The sequence below is a fragment of the Dermatobacter hominis genome, from assembly GCF_020715685.1.
Lineage (GTDB): Bacteria > Actinomycetota > Acidimicrobiia > Acidimicrobiales > Microtrichaceae > Dermatobacter > Dermatobacter hominis.
In genome coordinates this window covers 3,014,408-3,036,985 of the sequence record NZ_CP085840.1, presented here as the reverse complement: position 1 = coordinate 3,036,985, position 22,578 = coordinate 3,014,408, and the positions used below count along the sequence as shown (strand labels likewise).

The 22,578-nt window shown below is 71.2% G+C and carries 23 protein-coding genes; 8 read left to right on the top strand and 15 right to left on the bottom strand.

Annotated features, from left to right (window positions below; genetic code table 11):
• Positions 1 to 124: 124 nt before the first annotated feature.
• From LH044_RS14445 to LH044_RS14415, 7 genes are all read right to left on the bottom strand, one after another.
• Positions 125 to 970, bottom strand: a complete 846-nt coding sequence (locus tag LH044_RS14445; protein ID WP_227756287.1) for a hypothetical protein — start codon at positions 968 to 970, stop codon at positions 125 to 127.
• A gap of 54 nt (positions 971 to 1,024) precedes the next feature.
• Positions 1,025 to 1,402, bottom strand: a complete 378-nt coding sequence (locus LH044_RS14440) for a very short patch repair endonuclease (RefSeq protein WP_227760110.1) — start codon at positions 1,400 to 1,402, stop codon at positions 1,025 to 1,027.
• 40 nt (positions 1,403 to 1,442) lie between these two features.
• A complete protein-coding gene (locus LH044_RS14435) occupies positions 1,443 to 2,612 on the bottom strand; it encodes a DNA cytosine methyltransferase (protein WP_227756286.1) in 1,170 nt (389 codons plus the stop codon).
• Positions 2,613 to 3,421: 809 nt separating this feature from the next.
• A complete protein-coding gene (locus tag LH044_RS14430; protein ID WP_227756285.1) occupies positions 3,422 to 3,601 on the bottom strand; it encodes a hypothetical protein in 180 nt (59 codons plus the stop codon).
• The gene (locus LH044_RS14425; RefSeq protein WP_227756284.1) at positions 3,562 to 3,933 is read right to left on the bottom strand and encodes a hypothetical protein; all 372 of its coding nucleotides are present in this window, start codon (positions 3,931 to 3,933) and stop codon (positions 3,562 to 3,564) included. The genes LH044_RS14430 and LH044_RS14425 overlap by 40 nt, the downstream gene beginning before the upstream one ends.
• Positions 3,934 to 3,992: 59 nt before the next feature.
• Positions 3,993 to 5,249 carry a glycosyltransferase gene (locus tag LH044_RS14420; RefSeq protein ID WP_227756283.1) on the bottom strand — a complete coding sequence of 419 codons (1,257 nt, stop codon included), beginning with the start codon at positions 5,247 to 5,249 and terminating at the stop codon, positions 3,993 to 3,995.
• Positions 5,246 to 5,821, bottom strand: coding sequence for a TetR/AcrR family transcriptional regulator (locus LH044_RS14415; protein ID WP_227756282.1), 576 nt, complete (start codon positions 5,819 to 5,821; stop codon positions 5,246 to 5,248). The genes LH044_RS14420 and LH044_RS14415 overlap by 4 nt, the downstream gene beginning before the upstream one ends.
• Before the next feature lie 133 nt (positions 5,822 to 5,954).
• Here LH044_RS14415 and LH044_RS14410 point away from each other — a divergent pair, with 133 nt between their 5' ends.
• Positions 5,955 to 8,297: an MMPL family transporter gene (locus tag LH044_RS14410; protein WP_227756281.1), complete on the top strand. Its 2,343-nt coding sequence runs from the start codon at positions 5,955 to 5,957 to the stop codon at positions 8,295 to 8,297.
• On the top strand, positions 8,294 to 8,890 hold the full coding sequence (locus tag LH044_RS14405) for a hemerythrin domain-containing protein (protein WP_227760109.1): 597 nt from the start codon (positions 8,294 to 8,296) through the stop codon (positions 8,888 to 8,890). The genes LH044_RS14410 and LH044_RS14405 overlap by 4 nt, the downstream gene beginning before the upstream one ends.
• A 73-nt stretch (positions 8,891 to 8,963) precedes the next feature.
• Here LH044_RS14405 and LH044_RS14400 read toward each other — a convergent pair whose 3' ends face one another.
• Positions 8,964 to 9,653, bottom strand: coding sequence for an ABC transporter permease (locus LH044_RS14400; protein ID WP_227756280.1), 690 nt, complete (start codon positions 9,651 to 9,653; stop codon positions 8,964 to 8,966).
• Complete coding sequence (locus LH044_RS14395; protein WP_227756279.1) at positions 9,653 to 10,276, bottom strand: ATP-binding cassette domain-containing protein; 624 nt, start codon at positions 10,274 to 10,276, stop codon at positions 9,653 to 9,655. The genes LH044_RS14400 and LH044_RS14395 overlap by 1 nt, the downstream gene beginning before the upstream one ends.
• A 118-nt stretch (positions 10,277 to 10,394) precedes the next feature.
• Between LH044_RS14395 and LH044_RS14390 the strand changes: the two genes are divergently transcribed.
• Positions 10,395 to 10,721, top strand: coding sequence for a YrdB family protein (locus LH044_RS14390; protein ID WP_227756278.1), 327 nt, complete (start codon positions 10,395 to 10,397; stop codon positions 10,719 to 10,721).
• Positions 10,722 to 10,745: 24 nt separating this feature from the next.
• Here LH044_RS14390 and LH044_RS14385 read toward each other — a convergent pair whose 3' ends face one another.
• The 4 genes from LH044_RS14385 to LH044_RS14370 form a co-directional block, all read right to left on the bottom strand.
• On the bottom strand, positions 10,746 to 11,603 hold the full coding sequence (locus tag LH044_RS14385; RefSeq protein ID WP_227756277.1) for a hypothetical protein: 858 nt from the start codon (positions 11,601 to 11,603) through the stop codon (positions 10,746 to 10,748).
• A 51-nt stretch (positions 11,604 to 11,654) separates the two neighbouring features.
• Positions 11,655 to 12,425 (bottom strand): ABC transporter permease, encoded by a 771-nt coding sequence (locus LH044_RS14380; protein WP_227756276.1) that lies wholly within the window; start codon positions 12,423 to 12,425, stop codon positions 11,655 to 11,657.
• Positions 12,422 to 13,336, bottom strand: coding sequence for an ABC transporter ATP-binding protein (locus LH044_RS14375; protein WP_227756275.1), 915 nt, complete (start codon positions 13,334 to 13,336; stop codon positions 12,422 to 12,424). Before LH044_RS14375 ends, LH044_RS14380 begins: the two co-directional genes overlap by 4 nt.
• Before the next feature lie 234 nt (positions 13,337 to 13,570).
• Positions 13,571 to 14,398, bottom strand: a complete 828-nt coding sequence (locus LH044_RS14370; protein ID WP_227756274.1) for an endonuclease/exonuclease/phosphatase family protein — start codon at positions 14,396 to 14,398, stop codon at positions 13,571 to 13,573.
• Between the two features lie 106 nt (positions 14,399 to 14,504).
• On the opposite strand from LH044_RS14370, the gene LH044_RS14365 reads away from it, so the two are divergent.
• The 5 genes from LH044_RS14365 to LH044_RS14345 all read left to right on the top strand — a co-directional run bounded on the left by LH044_RS14365 (position 14,505) and on the right by LH044_RS14345 (position 21,681).
• On the top strand, positions 14,505 to 15,911 hold the full coding sequence (locus LH044_RS14365) for a serine hydrolase domain-containing protein (RefSeq protein ID WP_227756273.1): 1,407 nt from the start codon (positions 14,505 to 14,507) through the stop codon (positions 15,909 to 15,911).
• Between the two features lie 181 nt (positions 15,912 to 16,092).
• The gene (locus LH044_RS14360) at positions 16,093 to 16,677 is read left to right on the top strand and encodes a hypothetical protein (protein ID WP_227756272.1); all 585 of its coding nucleotides are present in this window, start codon (positions 16,093 to 16,095) and stop codon (positions 16,675 to 16,677) included.
• 131 nt (positions 16,678 to 16,808) lie between these two features.
• Entirely contained in the window at positions 16,809 to 20,054 is a 3,246-nt protein-coding gene (locus tag LH044_RS14355) for a DEAD/DEAH box helicase (RefSeq protein WP_227756271.1), read from the top strand.
• Positions 20,055 to 20,267: 213 nt separating this feature from the next.
• Entirely contained in the window at positions 20,268 to 21,227 is a 960-nt protein-coding gene (locus LH044_RS14350) for an alpha/beta hydrolase (RefSeq protein WP_227756270.1), read from the top strand.
• Between the two features lie 97 nt (positions 21,228 to 21,324).
• On the top strand, positions 21,325 to 21,681 hold the full coding sequence (locus tag LH044_RS14345; protein ID WP_227756269.1) for a VOC family protein: 357 nt from the start codon (positions 21,325 to 21,327) through the stop codon (positions 21,679 to 21,681).
• A gap of 19 nt (positions 21,682 to 21,700) precedes the next feature.
• On the opposite strand, the gene LH044_RS14340 is transcribed toward LH044_RS14345, so the two are convergent.
• Positions 21,701 to 21,991, bottom strand: coding sequence for a hypothetical protein (locus LH044_RS14340; protein WP_227756268.1), 291 nt, complete (start codon positions 21,989 to 21,991; stop codon positions 21,701 to 21,703).
• A gap of 28 nt (positions 21,992 to 22,019) precedes the next feature.
• Positions 22,020 to 22,550, bottom strand: a complete 531-nt coding sequence (locus LH044_RS14335; RefSeq protein WP_227756267.1) for a DM13 domain-containing protein — start codon at positions 22,548 to 22,550, stop codon at positions 22,020 to 22,022.
• Positions 22,551 to 22,578: the final 28 nt, after the last annotated feature.

Here is a 22,578-nt window from a genome sequence, read left to right as displayed (position 1 = left end):
TCGCCGACATCCGCAGGTGACCGTCCAAGACGGAGAGCTACTTCAACCGACCGAGTCCGCTGCGTGACCAAGCGGAAGGGTACACGCCAACCGTGGTGAGTCGACTCACCTTCCCGGGCGCACGTCAGATCGACGAAAAGCTGGTGTCGTACTCGTTCGCCATCCGGGTGATCATGCCGTCGTAGTGGAAGGGCTCGCCGGGTTGCGGTGCCGGCGGGGCGGTCACGAGCTTGAACGGCGAGCCACCGTTCGCTCCGTCGATGACGACGACGCCCACGCCGTCGAAGCCGGTCTCACGGGTGTTCGAACGACGCGGCATCTCGACGAGCTTCTCCAGCGTGCGAACCAGCGACCGCGGCTGCGGCTCCTCGGTGAAGACCCGGTTGGCCGAAGTGAGATCGAACTTGTTCATGTCCGACGACGCGAACCGGGACGACGCGTTGATGATGGCGAAGCCGATCGCGAGCGCCTGGCGACTCGCGCCGTGTACGCAGAGGTGGGACGAGTTGAGTTCGTCGTACAGGCGAGGGAGCGCTCGGATGTGCGCTGTCATCGTGGCCTTGGCCTCGAGGGCGACGAGGACGGCACCTACTGGAGCGACCGGAAGCTCGGGTAGCGCGTCGAGCATCGCCCTCTGGGCCGACGTGAGCGGGATCGTGTATCGCTCGGCGAGTTGACCGAACGTCACCCGTCGGTCCGGCTCCCCGTCAGGTCGGGCGAGTACCAGGTCGAGATCCTTCTTCCGCCCGGTGCCGAAGTCCCGCATCGTGTGGTTGACGCCGAGGATGACCTTGCCGTCGGCCACGTGTCGCCGCAGGAGGGCCGACTTGGTGAGCAGGTCGAGACCGATTCCCCAACATGCGACCTTGGAGTGACGATCGCTGCGGGAGTGGTACTGCCAGCGATTCCCGTACTTGTCTTTGATGGTCGCGTCGCGCAGCGCTTCGACCAGGATCGCGGGCCCCTCCATCGCTCGGAGCGTAGGTGACCCGCGAATGAGCCCCGGGGACCCGCTCCGCCATCATCAGCGAACGACGGCCTCGATCCGGTCGGCCGCAACCGCTGCGTCCTCGTGTTCCCAGACACGAACGACAGACCATCCGGCTTGGGCGAGTCGGCGGTCCGTGTCGCGATCCCGGCGCACGTTGGCGTCGAGCTTCTCCCTCCACCACTCACTGTTCGCCTTCGGCGAGGTGGCATGAATCGGGCACCGGTGCCAGAAGCAGCCGTCCACATACACCGCAACATGCGCCTTGGTGAACACAAGGTCGGCGCGACGGCGGAGCCCAGGAATCGGCGCTGTGTCGACGCGGTACCGGAGACCGCGCCTCCACACCTCGCGGCGAACTGCCATCTCGGCTGCTGTGTCTCTCCGCGCCTGCCGTTGCATGCGAGCCCGGATCTCCGCTGACGAGGCGGGAGGGCGCGTCGGTCGTCGCTGCTCAGGCGACGGACAGCTCCTCCGCCATGTAGGCGGCGTGCTCGGCGACGTCGTCGATGAAGCCGTCTACGAATCGAAGGCTCCCGCGTTCGGTGCGGGACAGGAACCCCGCGGTCGCCCGGGCGGACAGCGGCTGGGCCGACTCGAGGTCGACGATCTCGTGGAGATGCGTGTACGGCTCGCGGGTCGGCCACAACGAGACGTCGACGGCCCACGCCTTGCCCTTTGCGCCGAACGCCGCGGTCGGCCAGCGATCACCGGAGCGCAGTGGCTGACCGTCGAGTATCGGATCGCCTGGGTTCCGAAGCCGACGGCCCACCCACGCGGAGACGCCCACGGTCACGGCGTTGCCGGTCAGCTTCCACCGGGGACCCTTGCGGCCCGGACCTTCGTCAGCTGGCTCCGTCCATCTGGCCGGGAAGCCCTGCATCTGTTCGGCCTCCTCGACCACCGGCAAGACGATTCGCTGACCCAACGGTGCGGACGGGTTCCAGATCGCGGGCTGCGATGGAATGCCGATTGTCGAGCCGCCCTTGAGAGTGGGAACGGCGTCTCGCGCCCACCCCAACCCTCGGAGACCCTCGGTCCAGTAGAAGCCGGACGTGTTGTCGGCGAACCACTCCGGGCCCGGTTCGCCCTCGTCATCAGCGAAGAGCACCGCTCGGGGATCGATCGTCCGAGATGCCAGGAAGATCACGCGCTGGCGGCGCTGGGGCACGCCAGTGAATCGCGAGTCGACGAGACGGTAGGCCCAGCGGTAGCCGAGCGCCTCCAGCTCGTCGACGAGGTAGTGCATGGCTGCGCCGCCGTCGAGGACCAGCATGTTCCTCACGTTCTCGAGCATCAGCATCGGAGCACGCGGGCGTCGGATCAGGCGGAAGACCTCGCCGACGAGCCCGGACGCACGCCCGTTGATGCCATCCATCCGGCCCGCCTGGGAAAGGTCGGTGCAGGGGAATCCCGCGGACACGAGGTCGACCTTGGGTAGCGAGCGAAGATCTCGGACGTCCTCCACCAGGGGCACGCCGGAGAACCGCGCCTCGAGCACGCGGTGGGCGGGGTCCCAGTACTCGCAGAGCAGTTCGGCCTCGCCACCGTGCAGGCCGAGGCCTCGCTCGATGCCCCCGATGCCGGCGAACAGCCCAGCGACGCTGAATCGTTCCCCGGTCATGGGCGCCAAACTACATCGTTGAAACTCGGAATCGTACGGACCTCGGGTGAGTGCGACGGGATCGAACAGACGTTCGTGAGCGTAGCTCGACTCGGGAGTCGGGTGCATGGTCGCTCCAGGGCTGGTGCGCCGATGTTGGCGCTGGCTTCTCCTGGGGCGGAACTCAAGCCGTCTCTGCCCGATGACCCGGACGGCCTCGTGCCCGGCAGCCTCGGGCGCGCCGAGGACTGAGCTGGCGACGAATCCTACGACCACGGCGTGACAGTCACAGCGACAAGACGGGGCAGCGCGCTTTACCGCTCTCGTCCTGACGTTCCGTTCCACGCTAACGCTGGCTCGGTTGGCGGCGTAGCAGGTGACCGCATAGTCCGGCTGGCCAGTGCAGGCAGCGGGCCGACCTCCTGTCCGGCTACGACCCCACGGCTGCGGCGCTAAGAGGTCGATCGACTAGAACGGCCAGAGCCAGAACTAGTGCCGCTGCAAGCACCGAGGCAAGAGCGGACTCTCCGCCTGGTCGAAGGAGGGCCTCGAACGAGCAGCGGTCTACGCCCTGAGTCAGCTCAACGATCCGGAACTGCAGGACGCCGTCCGCCGATACCGTGGCGGACCGCCGGCAGCCGGGTGCAGTCCGGCGCCGACGGAGTCGACGTTGCGTGTCCCGCGACGCCCCACGTCGTGGGCGCCGACTGTGGCCGGCGCACACACGTCCCACGGAAACAGATGCGGGCGTCGACGCACCCAAGATGGGGTCTCGCGTGTCGCAACTAATGGCAGCGCCGAGCAGCGAGGAGGTGACCTGCCGACACGCGTCACGTAGACGCGTAGTGCGCCACCTCCAGCCGATGGCCCAGGAACGCCCTTGCGATCACCATGAGCACCAGGCCGTAGCCGAGCGTCAGCAGGAGCGGCCAGAGGATCGGGCCGCCGGCCGGCGTGAGGCTCGACTCGATCAGCTGCTGTGGCCCGTAGAACGGCAGCACCTTCGCCACCGCGTGTCGGTTTCGACCGCCAGCTGCATGCCGACCACGCCGATCAGCACCAGCGTCCCCTCGAGCTCCTTCGGCACCACGGCGCCGACCGCCAGGCCGAACGGGATCGCCTGCACCGCCACCGCCGACACCCCCAACCACGCCAGCCAAGGTCGGTACGGGTGCGACACGGTCAGCATCAGCACACTGAACAACCCGGCGATCGCCAGACCGAGCGGCGCCAGAAATCCGAGCCGCCCGAGCAGCAGGTCCAGCGGCCGGTACCCGCCGAGCACCAGCCGCTGGTCGACCTCCTCCGACGACAGCAGCGAGAACAGCGTCGCCCCCGACACCCAGAACGCTACCGAGCAATCGGCGGCCGCCCGATGTCCTGTGCGAGGTTCCGTGACCGTCACCGTGACAGTGTTTCGAGCGCCTCGATCGCGCGGGAGCAGCTCTTCTCACGCTCCATGCGCACCGCCATCCCCCGGGCCTGGGCCCGCAGCGACGGGTCGGCGAGCGCGTCGTGGATCGCCACAGCGAACTTGTCGACCGACGAGCGCCGGGAGACCGACACACCGACGCCGTGGTGGACGACCCGCACCGCGTTGTCCGGCTGATCGCGGCTGATGGGAACGACCATGACGGGCACGCCGGCACCGAGCGAGCGCACCACGGTGCCGTGCCCGCCGTGGGTGATGACGAGGTCGACGTGCGGGAGCACGGCGCCGTGTGGAGCGGACTCGACCACGTGGACGTTCGACGGCACCCGCGCCAGGGGCCGGCCGCGCAGCCCCGGCCCCGTGGTCACCACTGCGTGGCAGTCGACCCGACCGAGGGCGTCCACGAGGTGCTGGAGCAGCTGCTCCTGCTGCATGTAGGTCGTGGACAGCGACAGCAGGATCGACGGGCGACCGTCGTCCTCCCACGGTGGCGACCAGTCTGCGCCGCACCGCTCGTCGGCCGGCACCGGCACGCCCCCGTACACGACCTGCGGATCCGGCAGCGCCGGCGTGAAGTCGAACGCCTCGCTGGTCAGCAGCAGGACCAGGTCCGCCCGACGGATGGCCGCCTCCAGCGACTTCACCGGCGGGAGCCCGAGCGACCGACGGGTGTCGTTGAGCGTGCCCGTCCCCATGAGCGCCTCGGTGAGCCGGTGCAGCGACTCGTCCCGGAGGTGGCCGATCGGGCCGCTCATCGGCCGGAGGCCGGTCCCGATCGGCGGTACGCCGACGGCGCGGAGCATGTTGACGTTCGGGGCCACCGCAGCCGTCGGCAGACCCGAGCGCTCCGCTCCCGCGAGCGCCCCGGTCAGGAGCGCGTCGACCACGAGGACGTCGGGGCGGTGGACGGCGATCGCATCGGTCAGGTCGGCAGCGTGCAGTTCGGCGGGGCCGAAGAACAGCCCGTCGCCGATCTGGCGGATCTGGGCCAGCGGGTTGCGCACCTCCCAGTCCCGGATCAGCGCCCGCTCGGTGTCCCGGGCGCGCGCCTGCGGGGCTCGCTGCCATTCGGTGAACCCGACGCCGGCGGCGATCGCCTGGTCCTCCACCGTGTCGTCCGCGAGGAAGACCACCTCGTGGCCACGGTCGACGAGCGCAGCGGCTAGGCCGAGCTCGGGCGGGATCGTGCCGCCCCCGTCCCACGCCGCGAACAGGAACCGGGTCATGACGCGACTGCCTCGCACAGCGCAGTCATCGCGGCGGTCGTGGCCTTCGCGCTGTGGCCCCGGTCGCGCCGCAGAAGCTTCCACGTGTAGACGTCGGTGCCGACCACCAGGAGGTCCTCCAGCTGCGTCCGTCGAGCTCCGGTGCGGAGGCGGAGCTGCGGAGCGAACGCCCATCGGACCCACTCCCGGTGGCCGCGCCGCCCCACGTCCAGCAGCGTGGCCAGCGCCGGGAATCGGTGCTCCTGCGCCAGCATGTGGAGCAGCTGGTCCCCGGCCTCCTCGTAGTCGTCCACGACCACGCCGACCGCCGCGCCGATGTCGCCCTGGTCGATCTGCCGCCGCTTGTCGACCCGTTCGACGTCGTCGTCGCCATGGGCGACCAGCGCCGCGAGCAGGGCGTCCTTGGTGCCGAAGTGCCGGATCACCGTGGACAGCGACACACCTGCCGTCGTGGCGACCCTGCGCATGGAGAGGGCGTCGAACTCCTCCGTGGAGATGATCTCGCCGGCCGCCTCCAGGATCTGGTGGCGGGTCCGTTCGACCTCGGGGGAGGTCGTGTCGCTGGGGGTCATGGGCACAGCGTATCCGCGATGACCTCGGATGTGAATACGGTGTATCCGCTTGACACGGATACGGTGTATCCCTCATTGTCGGATACACCGTATCCGTCCGGCGCCCCGCCGGGCCCGTCGAAGGAGGTCACCGATGTCCCCGCCCACCACCACCCGACCGATCCAGCGATCGCTCCTCTACCGGACCGGTCTCGGTTCGGCTCGCCACCCGTGGCGGACGATCGCTGCGTGGCTCGTCGCCGCCGTCGTCGTCCTCGTCGCCTCCGGTGTCGTCGGCGGCAGCCCGCAGGACGACTACACGATCCCCGGCGTCGACTCGCAGGTGGCCAACGACCTGCTCACCGAACGGTTCCCGGACCAGAGCGGGGCCACCGCCCGGATCGTGGTGCACCGGCCCGAGGGGATCACCTCGGACCGGCTGACGATCGCCTCGACAATCGGCCGCGTCGCAGCCCTCCCCCACGTGGTCGCCGTGAGCGACCCGTTCGACCCGGCCGCGCCGAGCGTGGACGCCGACGGCACCACTGCGGTGATCGGGGTCGCCTACGACGCGCCGGTCACCGACGTCGCACCCGATGACGCCCTTGCCGGGCTCGAGGAGGCCGCGCAGGTCGCCGAGCGCGAGGGCATCCAGGTCGAGTTCGGCGGCGAGGTCCCCGAGAACGCGTCGCCACCTTCGAGCAACAGCGAGATGATCGGACTGCTCGTCGCTGCCGTGGTGCTCTTCGTCGCCTTCGGCTCGCTCCTGGCGATGGGCCTCCCCATCCTGGTGGCGGTCGCCTCGCTCCTCGTCGGCATGGGCGGGATCATGCTGCTCGCCGGGGCCATGGACGTCTCCACGGTCACCCCGATGATCGCGGCGATGGTCGGCCTGGGTGTGGGCATCGACTACGCCCTGTTCGTGCTCACCCGGCACCGGGAGCGCCTGGTCGCCGGCGACGACGTGCGCACCGCCGCCGCCATCGCCACTGCCACCGCCGGCAAGGCGGTCGTCTTCGCCGGCGGCACCGTGGTCGTCGCCATCTGCGGCCTGTGGTTCGTCGACGTGCCCATCCTGGCCAGCATCGGCTTCGGCGCCGCGATCGTCGTCGCCGTGAGCGTCGCCGCCGCCGTCACCCTGCTGCCGGCGCTGCTGGCCCTGTCCGGCGACCGGCTCCGGACGACCCGGCATGAGCGGCGGCTCGAGCGGCGGGGTCGCGCCACCGGTCGCGCCCCGCTGGCGGCCCGATGGGCGGACCACGTGGGTCACCACCCGGTGCGCTACGCATCGCTCGGTCTCGTCGTGCTGCTGCTCCTGGCCGCGCCGGTTCTCGGGCTGCGGCTCGGGTGGGCCGACGCCGGCAACGAACCCACCTCGACCACCCAGCGGCGGGCCTACGACCTGACCGCGGAGGAGTTCGGCCCCGGTGCGAACGGCCCGATCGTCGTGGCGGTGGACCTCACCGGTGTCGCCGGCGACCGCTCCGCCGACGACGCGGTGCTCAGCCACCTCTCCGACGAGCTCGGGCGCACCGACGGCGTGGCGATGGTCCTGCCGCCGGAGCGCAACGCGGCGGGCGACACCGCCGTGGTGACCGTCGTGCCCACCACCGGCCCCGAGTCACCCCGGACGACCGAGCTCGTCGACCGTCTGCGCGACGACACGCTGCCCGCCGCCACGGAGGCCACCGGCGCGAGCGCCCACGTCACCGGTCCCACCGCGGTGCTCGTCGACCTGACAGAGCGGCTCTCGTCCCGGCTGCTCGTGTTCATCGGCGCCGTCGTGCTCATGTCGTTCGTGCTCCTCGTCGTGCTCTTCCACTCCCTGGTGGTCCCGCTCAAGGCGGCGATCATGAACCTGCTGTCGATCGGTGCTGCCTACGGTGTGCTGGTCGCGGTGTTCCAGTGGGGCTGGGGCGCTCGGCTGCTCGGGCTCGACGGCCCCGTGCCGGTGACGGCGTTCGTGCCCGTCATGGTCTTCGCCATCGTGTTCGGGCTGTCGATGGACTACGAGGTGTTCCTGCTCTCCCGCATCCGGGAGGAGTACGACCGGACGGGCGACCCGCACCGCAGCGTGGTCGACGGCCTGAGCGCCACCGCCCGGGTGATCACGTGCGCCGCGCTCGTGATGATCTCGGTCTTCGTCGCCTTCGCACTGTCGCCCAGCGTCACCGTGAAGATGATGGGCATCGGACTGGCGACCGCGGTGCTCGTGGACGCCACGATCATCCGCCTGGTGCTGGTGCCGTCGTCGATGGCCATCCTCGGCAGGGCCAACTGGTGGCTGCCGTCGTGGCTCGACCGCATCCTGCCGACGGTGACCCTCGAGCATCCCGACGAGGCGTCGGCCGACAACGGAGGAGCCGCCGAGACGGTCGACCCCGACGATCAGCCGATCACCGCCGGCGTGCACACCGAGCCGTCGACCACGGCACCCGCCCTGGTCGGCACCGGCAGCCGCGTCGCCAACGGCACCGAGGGGCGGTGGGACCGATGATCCCCGACCTGCAGCTGCCCGGCGCCGTCGTCGGCTTCATGGGCATGCACCTCGCCCTGCGCACCGAGGCCTCCGCAGTGGCGTGCGCCGTCGACCACGGCGACCTCGCCACCGCCGAACGGCGGGCCCGCCTGCTCGGCCGGGTCATCGCCCACCACCACGCCGCCGAGGACGAGCTGCTGTTCCCGATGCTCGAGGAACGGCGGCCCGGCTTCGACATGACCACATCGCTGCTCGAGCGCCAGCACGTGGAGCTCGACCGCCTGGTGAAGGCGGTCCCCGGATCGCTGCACCTCGCCGGCGAGCTCCGGGCCAGCCTCGAGGAGCACCTCAGGACCGAGGAGGAGCGTGCGCTGCCGGTCTGGCTCACCACCTTCTCCGAGGAGGATCACCGCCACTTCGAGCGGATGCTCCAACGGCACACCCCGCTCCGCGACATCGGGCTCCTCGTGTCGTGGCTCATCGACACCTCCCCGGAGGCGGCGCTCGACGTGGCCGCGGTCAAGATCCCGGCCCCGTTCCGCCTCCTCCACCAGCTGTGGTGGAGGAGGCGCTACGAGCAACGGTGGGGATCGCTCGGCTGCGCTGCGTGACCCGTGGACGGGCCCGACCTCCGTGCGACAGTTCCGCTGCCGCACGGGGGTCAGGAGCCCGGACCGGGCGACGTCAGCCCGGCTCTCGCTCGTGGTGGACGACCTCCAGGCGGTGACCCAAGAACGCTCTGGCGATCAGCATGAGCACCAGGCCGTAGCCGAGGGTCAGCAGCAGCGGCCACAGGATCGGCCCGCCGGCCGACGTGAGGCTCGACTCGATCACCTGCTGCGGCCCGTAGAACGGCAGCGCCTTGGCCACGGCGTTGTCGGGCTCGACCGCCAGCTGCATGCCGACCACGCCGATCAGCACCAGCGTTCCCTCGAGCTCCTTCGGCACCACCGCCCCGACCGCCAGGCCGAACGGGATCGCCTGCACCGCCACCGCCGACACCCCCAACCACGCCAGCCACGGCCGGTACGGGTGCGACACGGTCAGCATCAGCACGCTGAACAGCCCGGCGATCGCCAGGCCGAGCGGTGCCAGGAACCCGAGCCGCCCGAGCAGCAGGTCCAGGGGCCGGTACCCGCCGAGCACCAGCCGCTGGTCGACCTCCTCCGACGACAGCAGCGAGAACAGCGTCGCCCCCGACACCGAGAACGCCATGCCCACCCCGCCGGCCACCACCGCCCTCGAACCCGAGCCCATCGACGCCAGGTAGAAGCACAGCGGCAGCGCCACCAGCAGGCCGAGCGCGGCGTGCCGGCGCATCAGGTCCCGGCCGTGCATCTCGGCCATGATCCCGATGCGGCGGATCGCGTCCATCACCGGCTCCCCCGGCCGGCCGAACGCGACGGGTGCGCCGGCAGCTCCACCACCCGGTCGGCCCGCTCCAGCTCCGCCAGCATGTGCGTCACCACGACGACGGCCTTGCCCTGCTCGCGCCAGACCGCGCAGTGATCCCAGAAGTTCACGTACGTCCCCCGGTCGAAGCCCTGGTACGGCTCGTCGAGCAGCAGCACCGTCGGATCGGCAAGCAGCGCCAGCGCCAGGTTCAGCTTCTGACGGGTCCCGCCCGACAGGTCACGGGTGACCGTCCGCTCGTGCAGCGGGTAGTCGAACTCCTCCAGGATCGCCCGCCCCCGCTCCAGCGACTCGGTCCGTCCGATGCCCGCACCCCGACCGAACATCACCAGGTGGTCCTCGGCGGTCAGCAGCTCGAACAGCCCCGGGATCTGCGGGCAGTAGCCGATGCGCCCGTCGACCGACACGGTGCCGGCTTCGGCCCGCTCGAGCCCGGCGCAGATGCGCATCAGCGTCGACTTGCCCGCGCCGTTCTCTCCCGTGAGCGCCACCACCTCGCCCCGGGCCACGGTCAGGTCGACGCCGTCGAGGATCGTGGTCCGGCCGAAGCGCTTGCACACGCCGGAGACCACGAGCGCTCCCACCGGAACATCGTCCTCCTCGATCTCGGGCAGCACCAGCGCGACGAGCGGTGACGAGCCGGGGGCCGCTGCGCTCCCGATCGATGCGCATGCCGTCGAGGTCGGGCCAAGCTGGCGTCCGATGGACGAACCCGCCCACACCACGGTCACCGGCCTCGACGTCGTCCGCTTCGGCACCGAGCTCGCGCTGCTCGCAGGAGCGGCGGTGGCGGGCTGGTCCATCGCATGGCCGCTCGTGTTCGTCGGTCCGGTGCTGGTCGCCGTCGTGTGGGGGCTGTGGATCGCGCCGAAGGCCTCGCACCAGCTGCCGGATCCGGCGCGGCTGGTCGTCGAGATCATCCTCTTCCTGGCCGTCGGCGGTGCGTTGGTCGCCGTCGGCCACCCGTGGTTCGGCGGCCTCCTCGCGCTCGTCGGCGTCGCGGTCGCGCTGCTCGAGCGCCGGACCTGACCGCCGCCCGGGTCCGATCGAGCGTCAGGCCTGGAGGCCGGGCCAGCGCTCCTCGCCGCCCTCGGGCAGCGTCGACAGCAGCCACCGCAGCAGCGGTCGGGTGGACGGCCAGTCCTCGGTCTCCTCGTCGATCGTCGTCGACTCCCACCGCTGCGCCGCCGCCTCGAGGAACGCTCGAGCATCGGCGAGGTCCACCTCGACCAGCTCCATCGGGGCCTGCGCCTCGGTCGCGACAGGGAGCGCGGTCACGTCCGCCGGAGCGAGGATGGCGTCCTGCACCACGGGCTCGGGCCGGCGGGCGACGTTCACGATGAACGTCATCTCCTGACCGGTCGGCCACCGGGTCAACACGAAGACGTCGGTCTCATCGGTCGACTCCGGATGGAGCCTCACGCCGGTCACCTCGACCTCGCCGATCGACGAGATCCAGGCCGGCAGGCCCGGCGTGCTGCGCCGGGCGAGCTCGGCCGTGATCCCCCAGCCGTACTCCTCCGGGGCCAGCGGTCGCAGCGCGTACAGGAGCGCCGTCGTCTCCGGCCGCACCGACCCGGACAGCTCGTCGACGACGGACGCCCACGTGAAAGATGCGTCCTCCCCCGGGATCTCGCCGTCACCGACCGCCGCCACCACCGACGAGGTCAGCACGAGGAGCTCGGCCGGGTGCCCGCTCGCGATCGCGTCGCCGGCCGCCGCGATCAACCCCTGGATGCCGTCGGCGAGCTCGCCGTCGTCGGACGCCTCCTGCCACTCGTCGGACAGCGGCGCGTCGTTGTAGGTGCCGTACGGCACCGACGGCGGTGGCACGCCCGCCGACGAACGCGGAGCGGCACCGTCCTTCTTGGGCGTGACGCGGCCGCCCTTGCGCTGCTTCGGTCGGCTCATGCCCCGGACGCTACGACAGGCGCGACGCCCGCCGGCCCACGCCCGACCGACCTATCGGTACGGCTCCCACCGGAAGCGGCGCAGCGACACGATCACGCCGGCGATGCCCCAGGCCAGCATCACCGCCAGGTCGCTGAAGCGGACCCCGGTCCCCGTCACGAACGGGTCGAACACCGCCACCATCGACGTGATCAGGTGCCGCACCGGGAAGATCGCCGCGAGCCGTCCGAGGAACGAGTCCGACGCCACCTCGCCGAAGGTGCCGGAGATGAACAGCAGCGGGAAGAGGATGAAGTTGATGATCGCCGGCGCCGCGTCCTCGTTCGGCACGAACGTCGAGACCGCGACGCCCAACGCGCTGAAGCAGAACGCACCGGTCACCGTCACCGCCAGGAGCGCCAGGTACCGACCGGGCCACGTCACCCCGTAGAAGAGCAGCCCGAGCGCGATCACCAGCCCGGTCAGGATGACGGCGACCACCAGCACGTTGCCGAACACGCCGCCCAGGTAGAGCCCCGGCGACAGCGGCGTGCCCCGCATCCGCTTGAGCAGCCCCCGCTCGCGCCGGTTGCAGATCGTGAACGCGAGGTTCGTGTAGCAGGCCGAGATCAACCCGAACGAGACGATCGCCGGCACGTAGTACTGCGCGAACCGCACGTCGCCGCCGCTGAGCGACACCCGGCTGTTGCCGTTGAGCGCCACGAAGATCACGAGGAACAGCAGCGGGAACGCGAACGTGAACGCCGCCGCGGCGGGGTTGCGCCAGTAGGACCGCTGCTCCCAGCCGACCTGGCGACCGAGCGTCGTCAGCGGCGCCGTCACCGTGCGTCCTCCGGCTCGCTCGCGGTCAGGGCGAGGTAGACGTCCTCGAGCGACGGCCGGGCCACCGTCAGCCCCTCGAGCTCGAACGGGTCGGGTCGGTCCTGCGCCCACGAGGTCAGGAGGTGCAGCACCTCGGTCGGCTCGGAGGTCGTGAGCCCGACCATGCCGTCCGACGTCGACTCGACCGCCACCGGCAGGTCGGCCGGTCCGACGCCGGGAGGGAGCCGGAACTCGACGGTCACGTCGGCCTCGGCCCGGCCACCGATCGACTGCGGCGTCCCCTCGGCCACGATGCGACCGCCGGCGATCACCACCACGCGATCGGCGAGCGCCTGCGCCTCGTCCATGTAGTGAGTGGTCAGCAGCACGGTCTTGCCGAGCTCGCCGAGGTTCCGCACGATCTCCCACGCCTGGCGCCGCGCCGTGGGGTCGAACCCGGTCGTCGGCTCGTCGAGGAACAGCAGCTCGGGGTCGCCGATCAGGCCGAGCGCCACGTCGAGCCGCCGCTGCTGGCCGCCCGACAGCCGCTTGACCCGTTCATCGGCCTTCTCGTCGAGCCCGACCAGCGAGATCACCTCGTCCACGTCCCGCGGGTGCCGGTAGTACTCGGCGTGCTTGCGCAGCACCTCCGACACGGTGAGGAACGGGTCGACGCCGCACTCCTGCAGCACGATCCCGATCCGCCCCCGCAGCTCGGTGCCGCCGTGGGCCGGGTCCAGACCGAGCACGGCCACGCTGCCACTGTCGCGCGTGCGGTAGCCCTCGAGGATCTCGACCGTCGTGGTCTTGCCGGCCCCGTTCGGGCCGAGCACCGCGAGGATCTCACCCTCCTCGACCGAGAAGCTCAGCCCTCTCACGGCCTCGACGTCGCCGTACGACTTCTGGAGGTCCTCGACCTCGATCACCGACATCGGACCCGATCACCTCCGCTCCGACGGATGCCCCGCTCTGCCGGAGCCGGCGACGACCCTACGCCCGAGCCCTCCGGCCCACGCAGCGCCTTTGCCGCCCTCGACCCGCGACCGGTCGCCGGCGATCCGGTTCGATCCGTCGGGCCTTCTCGTGTGAGGAGCGCCCGCCGCGGGCCGATCTCGCACACGAACGCCCCGGCCCGGCGGCCGAGCGAGACCCCGACGACGTCAGGCCTACACCGGCAGCGGTTGCGGCAGCGCCACGTCGGCGACCACGGGGAGGTGGTCCGAGCCGTCGGAGGTCAGCACCGCCGCGGTCCGGGCGACCAGGCCGTCGGAGCTCATCACGTAGTCGATGCGCTTGAACGGCAGGACGCTCGAGAACGTGTAGCCGGGACCGAACCCGCCGGTCGTCCACGCGTCGGACAGGGTGTCGACCAGGTGCTCGATCTCCGGGCTGCCCGGCTCGGCGTTGAGGTCGCCGAGCAGCACGACGTTGCCGCCGGTCGCATCGAGCTCGGCGGTGATGGCGTTCACCTGCGCCAGCCGTTCGGTCGGCGAGTCGTGCTGCAGGTGCGTCACGAACACGGTGACGTCGGTGCCCTCGACGGTCACCGACGCGTGGAGCAGGCCGCGCTGCTCGCTCGTCGGCGCCCTCGGCAGCAGCGTGTTGCCGCTCGCCGTCAGCGGGAGGCGGCTCAGGATGGCGGTGCCGTACTGCCGACGCGGCTGCCCCACGACGAGCGGGTCGAGGTCGATGTTGGCCCCGAACACGAGGTCCATCTCGAGCGCCTCGGCCAGGTAGGTCGCCTGGTCGACGAAGCTGCTGCGCTCGGCGAAGTGCCGGTCGACCTCCTGCAGGCCGATCACGTCGGCGTCGGCCGCCCGGATGGTCGCGGCGATCCGGTCCAGGCTGACGATGCCGTCCGGACCCTCGCCGTGGTGGATGTTGAAGGTCATCACCCGCAGCTCGGGACCGGTCGCCGGTGGCGGCGGCGGGGCCGCGCAGGACGCGGCGATGACCACGAGGACGACCAGCACCACCCAGCGGACTGCACGCACCGGACACCTCCCCACATGGCCACTCCGGACGTCACCAGTGTGGCGGAGCGGTCGCGGGAGAGCCACCGGCCACTGCGGACCCGGGTGCGGGAGCAGACTGCGGGCCGTGACCCTCCCCACCTCCACGCCGTCCGCCCAGGGCATCAACCCGGCCCGCCTCGTCGCGTTCCTCGACGCGATCGAGGCCGACCCCGTCATCGAGCCGCACGGCCTGATCATCCACCGCCACGGCCACCGGGTCCTCGAGGCGTACTGGGCCCCCCATCGCGCCGAGCAGATCCGCCTCTGCTACTCCCTCAGCAAGTCGTTCACCGGCGCCGCCCTGGGCCTCGCCGTCGGCGACGGCCTGCTGTCGCTCGACGACCTCGTGGTCGACCACCTTCCGGAGAAGGCCGACGGCGTGGACGACCGGACCGCACGGATGGCGATCCGCCACATCGCGTCGATGGCGTCGGGCCACCAGGACGAGACCCTGCTCGACGCCCTGGTGGCGGACCCGCACGACCTGGTCCGGGCGTTCCTCCACCTCCCGCCCCAGCACGAGCCCGGGACGTGGTTCGCCTACAACCAGACGCCGGTGCTCGCCCTCGCCACGATCGTCCAGCGGCTCACCGGCGAGCGGCTCGTCGACCAGCTGCGCCGACGGGTCCTCGACCCCATCGGCGTCGGCGACCTCCGCTGGTACCAGTACCAGCCCGGCATCGACCTCGGCTTCTCCGGGGTCTTCACCGACCTCGACGCCATCGCCCGCTTCGCCCAGCTGCACCTCGACGGCGGCATCTGGGAGGGCCGGCAGGTGCTGCCGTCCGGATGGGTCGAGGAGGCGTCGTCGGTGCAGATCGAGAACCGGCACCGGCCCGAGCCCGACTGGAGCCAGGGCTACGGGTTCCAGCTGTGGCGGAACCAGCACGGCTACCGGGGCGACGGCGCGTACGGCCAGTACATGGTCGTGCTGCCGGAGCAGGACGCCGTCGTCGCCTTTTTCTCCCACACCGAGCCGATGCAGACGTTCATGGACCTGATGTGGGAGCACCTGCTCCCCGCGCTCGACGCGGGGAGCGAGCCCGACCCGAGCGGCGACCAGGCGGTCATCGACCGCACCACCGGCCTGCGGATCCGCACCGCGGCCGACCGGACCGGCTCGCCGCTCGCCCCCACCGGCGCGACGCCCGGCCGGTTCGTCCGGGTCGAGGACGGCACCGCGAGCCACTTCAGCATCACCGAGGTGGAGGTCGGCGACGGCCACGTCTCGATCCACGAGGGCGAGACTTCGATCCGGGTCCCGCTCACCTCGTCGTGGACCGACGTGCCCGACCACCCGATCGCCACCAGCGCCGCGACCGACGACGCCGGACGGCTCGTCGTGGACCTCGTGATGCTGGCGTCGCCCCACCGCCTGGAGCTCACGACCGACCCGGCGACGTCGACGTTCGCGGCGACCTGGCCGATCTTCCCGCTGTTCGGGATGGGCCTCGACCACGTCCTGTCGCGCATGCGGCCGCCCGAGGGCTGAGGGCGCCAGGCCACTTCCGTCGGCACACGCGATCACCGAGCGCACAACTGAAACAGGTTCCGATTTCTTGCATGCGCCGGAGTGGCGTGGGGTATCTGAACGCTCGGTCGGGGGAGACCGACGGCACAGGGGGGAAACCCAGATGCAAGCAGTTCAGGACGGCTCACCCGGGCGATCGAAGGTGGGTCGGAGCAAGAAGCGGTGGCTCCGTGGCCCCGCCCTCGCCCTCGTCGCGTCCGCCGCACTCCTCACGGGCGCATGCGCCGCACCGTCGGCGCCGGCGGGCCCCGGCGGCATCGACGTCAACTTCGGGCCGCTGACGATCCCGCTCCCGCCGATCGAGGTCCGCCCGCCGGCGACCAACATCCCGCTCGGCATCTGCAACATCGGCTACCAGCCGCCCGGCTTCCGCATCGTCGGGGCCACCGTGACGATCCCGGGCATCCGGGTCGACCCGAACAACCCGATCATCACCGTCCCCAACGTGGTGGTGACGATCCCGCAGCTGCGGATCCCCCTGTCGACCGTGACGCTGTCGTGCCTGGGGCTCACCGTGCCGGTCCAGGTCGACGTCATCGTGCCGTCAACGGTCTTCCTCAAGGCCGTGACGCTGAACCTCACCGCACGGACCATCACGATCCAGGACCCGACGTTCCAGCTGAACGGCGTCGGGCTGGGGGTGCTCGGTCTGCCGACCGGCGACCTGATCCTCCCGCTGCCGCCGATCGTGAACATCCCGCTGCCGACCACAGCCATCGGCTTCTGACGCACACCAGCGACGGGGGCGGTGCGCCGGATCATCCGGTGCGCCGCCCCCGTGGCGCGTCTCGGGCCGTCTCAGTCGGGGGCCCACCCGACGACGGAGTTGTCCGACCACATCGGTAGGTTCGGAGGTCCATGGAGGGGAACGGTCGCTTCGAACTGAACAGCGCCACGGCGCTCGCGGCCTACGACGACGCGTCCATCCAGCGAGGCGTCCGCTACGCCGCCGAGGGCCGCGTCACCCTCCTCGACCTGGAGGAGGGCTGGGCCGTCGCCGACGTCCAGGGCACCCGGACCCGGCCCTACCTGACCGAGATCACCTGGCGTGACGGCCCTCGCGGCCTCCTCGTCACCGACGTCTGCGACTGCCCGCTCGGCGGCGGTTGCAAGCACGCCGTGGCGGTGCTGCTCGCCGTCATGCGCCAGCAGGCGCTGTCGGCCAGCGCCCAGGCCCAGGGCCGGGGCAACCTGGGCCGGCTCGCTCCCGACTGGCGGCTCGCGCTCGCCGGGATCGAGGCCGAGCCGGGTGGCCAGGTCCCCCTCGCGCTCGAGTTCGGCACGCACGTCGTGCACGACCACCGCAACGGCGTCCCGGTCCTCCAGGTCGTCGTCCAGCCCATGCGGATGGGCGCCAAGGGACGCTGGATCAAGAGCGGCGCCACATGGAACGACATCGTCGCCGGCTACGACCAACCCGTCCGCGACGTCGTGCCCGAGCACCTGACCGCCATCCGGACCCTGGCCGCGGCGAACTCCGACCTCGGGTGGGCCCGGCGGGGCGGCGCGCAACCGCTCGACCGGTTCGGGCCGACGGTCTGGGCCGCGCTGCGGCGGGTGGTCGACGCCGGCGTGCAGCTGATCACCGACCACCCCGGCGGCGTCGTCACGCTGGCCGCCGTCCCCGCCGAGGCGCAGGTCGACCTCCGCATGGCCGGCGACGGGGGCATCACGCTGACCGCGTCGCTCACCCACGAGGGCCGACCGATCGCCGGGGCTCCCGGCAAGACCGTCCTGATCGGCCGACCGCCGACGGGCGTGGTCGTCACCGACGGCTCCGACATCGGCCTCATCCCGCTGGCCAAGCCGGTCCACCACACGATCGTCCCGCTGATCGAGGGGCGGGCCCTGCACGTCCCCGAGGACGACGTCGACGAGCTGTTCGACGTCTACCAACCCCGCCTGTCGCAGATGGCGACCGTCGGCTCGTCCGACGGCTCGGTCACGATCGAACCGAGCGAGCTCGAGGGGATCGTCGCCGTCATCCGTCACGAGAGCGTCGACGAGGCCTCGCTCAAGTGGGTGGCCCGCTACCGCCGGGGCGTCCGCCGCACCGACCACCCGCTGCTCTCGCCGCTCGGCGTCGGTCGTGACCGCGCCGCCGAGCGGGAGCTGATGGACAAGCTCGAGCTGCCCACCGACCTGCTCGATCGCTTGACCGACGTCGTCGGACGTCCCGCCGACCTCAAGGCCGGCGGCGTCGACACCGTGATCCTCTTCGCGCAGGTCGTGCCGTGGCTCCTCGAGCGGGGTCAGGTCGCGGTCGAGGTCTCGGGCGACGCGCCCACGCTGCGCGAGGCCACCGAGGACCCGCTCATCGAGCTGCACGTCGACGACCCGGCCGAGGAGGGCAACGACTGGTTCGATCTGTCCGTGCGGGTCACCGTCGGCGACGAGCCCGTCGAGTTCTCACGCCTCTTCACCGCGCTCAGCCGCGACGAGCCGTTCCTCGTGCTCGACAGCGGCACGTGGATCGACCTCGACCGGCCCGAGCTCGACCGCCTCCGCGAGCTGATCGACGAGGCCCGGTCCCTGGTCGACGCCGACGGCGACGGGCCGGTGCGCATCAACCCGTACCAGACGAGCTGGTGGGACGAGCTGACGACCTTCGGCGTCGTCGCGTCGCAGTCGGTGCGGTGGAAGGACCGCGTCGCCCGCCTCCAGGACCTCGAGGCGCCCACCCCGGTGCCCACGCCGCCGGGCCTCTCCGCCACCCTCCGGCACTACCAGCAGGAGGGCCTCGACTGGCTGGCGTTCCTGCACGCCAACGGGCTCGGCGGGATCCTCGCCGACGACATGGGGCTCGGGAAGACCGTCCAGACCCTGGCGCTCTTCCTGCACGTGCTCGAGTCGGATCCCGACGCCCGGTTCCTGGTCGTGGCCCCCACGAGCGTGGTCGAGAACTGGCACCGGGAGGCCGACCGGTTCGCGCCCGGCGTCGCGGTCCACGTGGTGAAGCAGACGCACGCGAAGCGCGGCATCTCGCTGGCCGAGGCCGCTCGCGACGCCCGCGTCGTCGTCACGTCGTACGCGCTGTTCCGCCTCGACTTCGACGAGTACGCCGCCGTCGACTGGGACGTCCTCGTCCTCGACGAGGCGCAGTTCGTCAAGAACCACCAGTCCAAGGCGTACCAGTGCGCCCGCCGGCTCGACGCCCACATGAAGCTGGCCATCACCGGCACGCCGATCGAGAACAGCCTGATGGACCTGTGGTCGCTGCTGTCGATCACCGCGCCGGGCCTGTACCCCGACCCCAAGCGGTTCTCCGAGGTGTGGCGCAAGCCCATCGAGAGCGGGCGGGCGCCCCAACGGCTGGCCACGCTCCGCAAGCGCGTGGCGCCGTTGATGCGCCGGCGGACCAAGGACGAGGTGCTCACCGAGCTGCCGCCCAAGACCGAGCAGACCGTCGAGATCGAGCTCGGCCCGCGCCACCAGCGCATCTACCAGGCCCAGCTGCAGCGACAGCGCCAGAAGGTGCTCGGCCTCGTCGACGACGTGCAGAAGCACCGGTTCGAGATCCTGAAGTCGCTCACGATCCTGCGGCAGCTGAGCCTCGACCCGGTGCTGGTCGACGAGGCCGACAGCGACGTCGGCTCGGCCAAGATCGACCGGCTGATGGACGACCTGTCGATGGTCGTCGCCGAGGGCCACAAGGCGCTGGTGTTCAGCCAGTTCACCCGGTACCTGCGGCTGGTCCGGGCCCGCCTCGACGAGGCCGGGATCGCCCACGCCTACCTCGACGGCCGCACCCGCGATCGGGAGAAGCCGATCTCGTCGTTCAAGGACGGCGACGTCGACGTGTTCGTCATCAGCCTCAAGGCCGGCGGCTTCGGGCTGAACCTGACCGAGGCCGACTACTGCTTCGTCCTCGACCCGTGGTGGAACCCGGCGACCGAGACGCAGGCCGTCGACCGGGCGCACCGGATCGGCCAGCGCAACGCGGTGATGGTCTACCGGTACGTCTCGGCCGGGACCATCGAGGAGAAGGTCATGGAGCTGAAGGCCAAGAAGGCCGCGATCTTCTCGAGCGTGATGGAGGGCGACGACGCCCTGTCGGGCGCACTGGACGCCGACGACATCCGCGCCCTCTTCGACGGCGACTGAGCGGACCGGGCTCGGCCCGTCCGGCGCGTCGCGCTGGGCCGGCCGGCGAACGGGTCGAACTCGTGCGGATCCGGCCCGTCGTGGGCCGATCTCGCACACGAACGCCGAGACGGCTCGAACGCGTGCGGATCCGGCCCGTCGCCGTCGCGCCGGGCACGGACATCGGCCACGGTTCTCACCCTGCCCTCACCCCGCGCCCCTACCGTCGGGGAGGTGTCGCGCCGGATCGCCACGCTCGCGTCGCTCGTCGCCCTGGTCGCGATCGGGACGGTCGCCTGCTCGTCCGACCGCGACAGCCGGGACGATGACAGGGACAGCTCCACCGTCGCTCGGCCCGAGCCCCGGCGGGTTGCCGGCGGGCCGGACGGTTGCGTCGGCACGCTGGACGGACCGGCGACGAACGCGTACGCCGCGGTCGACGGCGTCGCACCCGACCGGCTCAGCCTCGACGTCTACCGCCGACCGGAGGCCACCGGCTGCCCCGCGATCGTCTGGGTCCACGGCGGCGGCTGGCGGACCGGTGACAAGCAGGGGGCCGGGATCGACACGAAGGTCGACTGGGCCGGGTCGCTCGGCGCCGCACTCGTGTCGGTCAACTACCGCCTGGTCGGTCCGGACCCCGTCGCCTGGCCCGACTTCGGCCTCGACGTCGCCACGGCGCTCGACTGGGTGCTCGACCACGCCGGCGAGCTCGGCATCGACCCGAGCCGGATCGTGCTGGTCGGCCATTCCGCCGGAGCCCACCTCGTCTCGATCGTCGCCACGAACCCCGACCTCCTCGGCGCGACCGGCCGCTCGCCCCGTGACGTGCGGTGCGTCGTCTCGCTCGACACCGCCAGCTACGACATGCGGACGAAGATGGCGGACACGCCGACGCTCGTCATCCCGGCGTTCGGCGACGACCCGGCGACGCTGACCGAGGCGTCGCCCACCACCCAGGTGGAGCGGGTCGGCGCCGACGTGCCCGACGTCCTCATCGTCGAACGCGGCACGCCGGCCCGTCGTGAGCTGGCAGACGAGTTCGCCTCGGCCCTCGAGGGGGTCGGGTCGCGCACCGCGATCGTCGACGCCCGGGGGTACAGCCATGCCGACGTCAACCGCAGGCTCGGCGAGGACGGCGAGACCACGATCACTCCGCCGGTCACCTCGTTCCTCCAGGGCTGCTTCGCATGAGGGGCGACCATCCTCGGGCAGGGGCGTCCGGCCCTTCCGTCGTGTCGACGGACGACCGATGATCTGCCGGCTCGGATGCGGTCAGAAGGACATGACCATGACGACCCGAGTCATCAGCGTGTCCATCCCGGTGTCCGACCAGGACGCGGCGCTCGCCTTCTACACCGAGGTCCTCGGCTGCGAGGTCCGCATGGACGCCGAGATCTGGCCCGGCGCCCGGATGATCGAGGTCGTGCCGCCCGGGTCCGACGTCGGGCTCGTGCTACTGCCACCCGACAGCGAGATCCCGGTCGCCGTCCGGCTGGCGACGACCGACGCCCAGGTCGCCCACGATCGACTGCGTGAGGCGGACGCGACGCTGCACAACGACGAGGTGCTGCACATGGAGGGCGCGCCGCCGATGTTCGCCTTCACCGATCCCTTCGGGAACGAGCTCGTCTACATGGAGGAGTAGGCGAGGCGGCCAGGGCCGCCTAGGGCTCCTCGTCGAGAGCCTCGTCGACGATCTCCTCGAGCTCGTCCTCACGCTCCTCGCGGTCGAGCTCCTCGACGAGCGGGTCGGGCGTCTCACGACGGACGCGCTCCTCGAGGGGCTCGTCGAACTCCTCCTCGGCCGCGGTGATCCCGTACTCGTGCACGCCCATGGCCCGCATCGGCGGATCGTTCAGGTCGTGGGCAGGGTCGTCGTCGAACTCGGGGGCGTCGTCGGAGACCCGGATCTCATCCTCGTCCAGCGCCTCTGCCTGGTCCTGCTCATCGCTCATGGCGCATCTCTACCCCTCGTCGAGCCCGTCACGCCGCCTGGAGCTCAGCAGCCCCGAACGGCACCGAGAAGCGGTCGCACCAGATGACCACCGATCGGAACTCCGACGGATCGAGGTCGTCGGGAAGGGCGTAGGACTGCGTGCCGATGTTGCCCTTGAGGCCGCCGACCTTGACGGCCCCCCGCAGGAAGTCGGCGTCGTCGGACGGCTCGGCCGGCGAGAGGTAGACGTGCAGATCGGGACCGTTGTCGCCCCGCAGCTCGTCGAACGCGAGCACCGGCCCGTCGTCGGTGCGCACGATCGCCACGTCGCCGGAGGTCGAGTGCCGCAGGCTCTCCCACTCGCCGCGCGCCAGGACGATCGCCGCCCCCGGGCCCGTCGGTGCGGTGCCGGTGTCCGTCGACTGCAACGCTGCCGCGACGTCGGGGGCGAGCGGTTCGTCCACGACCCGGTCGATGAACAGCAAGTCGGGCCGGAACTGCAGGAACGCGAACACACCGAGACCGAGCAGCACGATGCCGCCGGCGATGAGCCATGTCCTCGGTCTGATACGTCGCACGGCCGCACCTCCTTCCCCCCGTCGCACG

Bases quoted from the DNA above. Each gene is read 5' to 3' on its own strand.
- LH044_RS14445 (WP_227756287.1), bottom strand. From the start codon at position 970: ATGGAGGGGCCCGCGATCCTGGTCGAAGCGCTGCGCGACGCGACCATC.
- LH044_RS14435 (WP_227756286.1), bottom strand. From the start codon at position 2,612: ATGACCGGGGAACGATTCAGCGTCGCTGGGCTGTTCGCCGGCATCGGG.
- LH044_RS14420 (WP_227756283.1), bottom strand. From the start codon at position 5,249: ATGACCCGGTTCCTGTTCGCGGCGTGGGACGGGGGCGGCACGATCCCG.
- LH044_RS14415 (WP_227756282.1), bottom strand. From the start codon at position 5,821: ATGACCCCCAGCGACACGACCTCCCCCGAGGTCGAACGGACCCGCCAC.
- LH044_RS14410 (WP_227756281.1), top strand. From the start codon at position 5,955: ATGTCCCCGCCCACCACCACCCGACCGATCCAGCGATCGCTCCTCTAC.
- LH044_RS14405 (WP_227760109.1), top strand. From the start codon at position 8,294: ATGATCCCCGACCTGCAGCTGCCCGGCGCCGTCGTCGGCTTCATGGGC.
- LH044_RS14400 (WP_227756280.1), bottom strand. From the start codon at position 9,653: ATGGACGCGATCCGCCGCATCGGGATCATGGCCGAGATGCACGGCCGG.
- LH044_RS14390 (WP_227756278.1), top strand. From the start codon at position 10,395: ATGGACGAACCCGCCCACACCACGGTCACCGGCCTCGACGTCGTCCGC.
- LH044_RS14385 (WP_227756277.1), bottom strand. From the start codon at position 11,603: ATGAGCCGACCGAAGCAGCGCAAGGGCGGCCGCGTCACGCCCAAGAAG.
- LH044_RS14375 (WP_227756275.1), bottom strand. From the start codon at position 13,336: ATGTCGGTGATCGAGGTCGAGGACCTCCAGAAGTCGTACGGCGACGTC.
- LH044_RS14355 (WP_227756271.1), top strand. From the start codon at position 16,809: ATGGAGGGGAACGGTCGCTTCGAACTGAACAGCGCCACGGCGCTCGCG.
- LH044_RS14345 (WP_227756269.1), top strand. From the start codon at position 21,325: ATGACGACCCGAGTCATCAGCGTGTCCATCCCGGTGTCCGACCAGGAC.
- LH044_RS14340 (WP_227756268.1), bottom strand. From the start codon at position 21,991: ATGAGCGATGAGCAGGACCAGGCAGAGGCGCTGGACGAGGATGAGATC.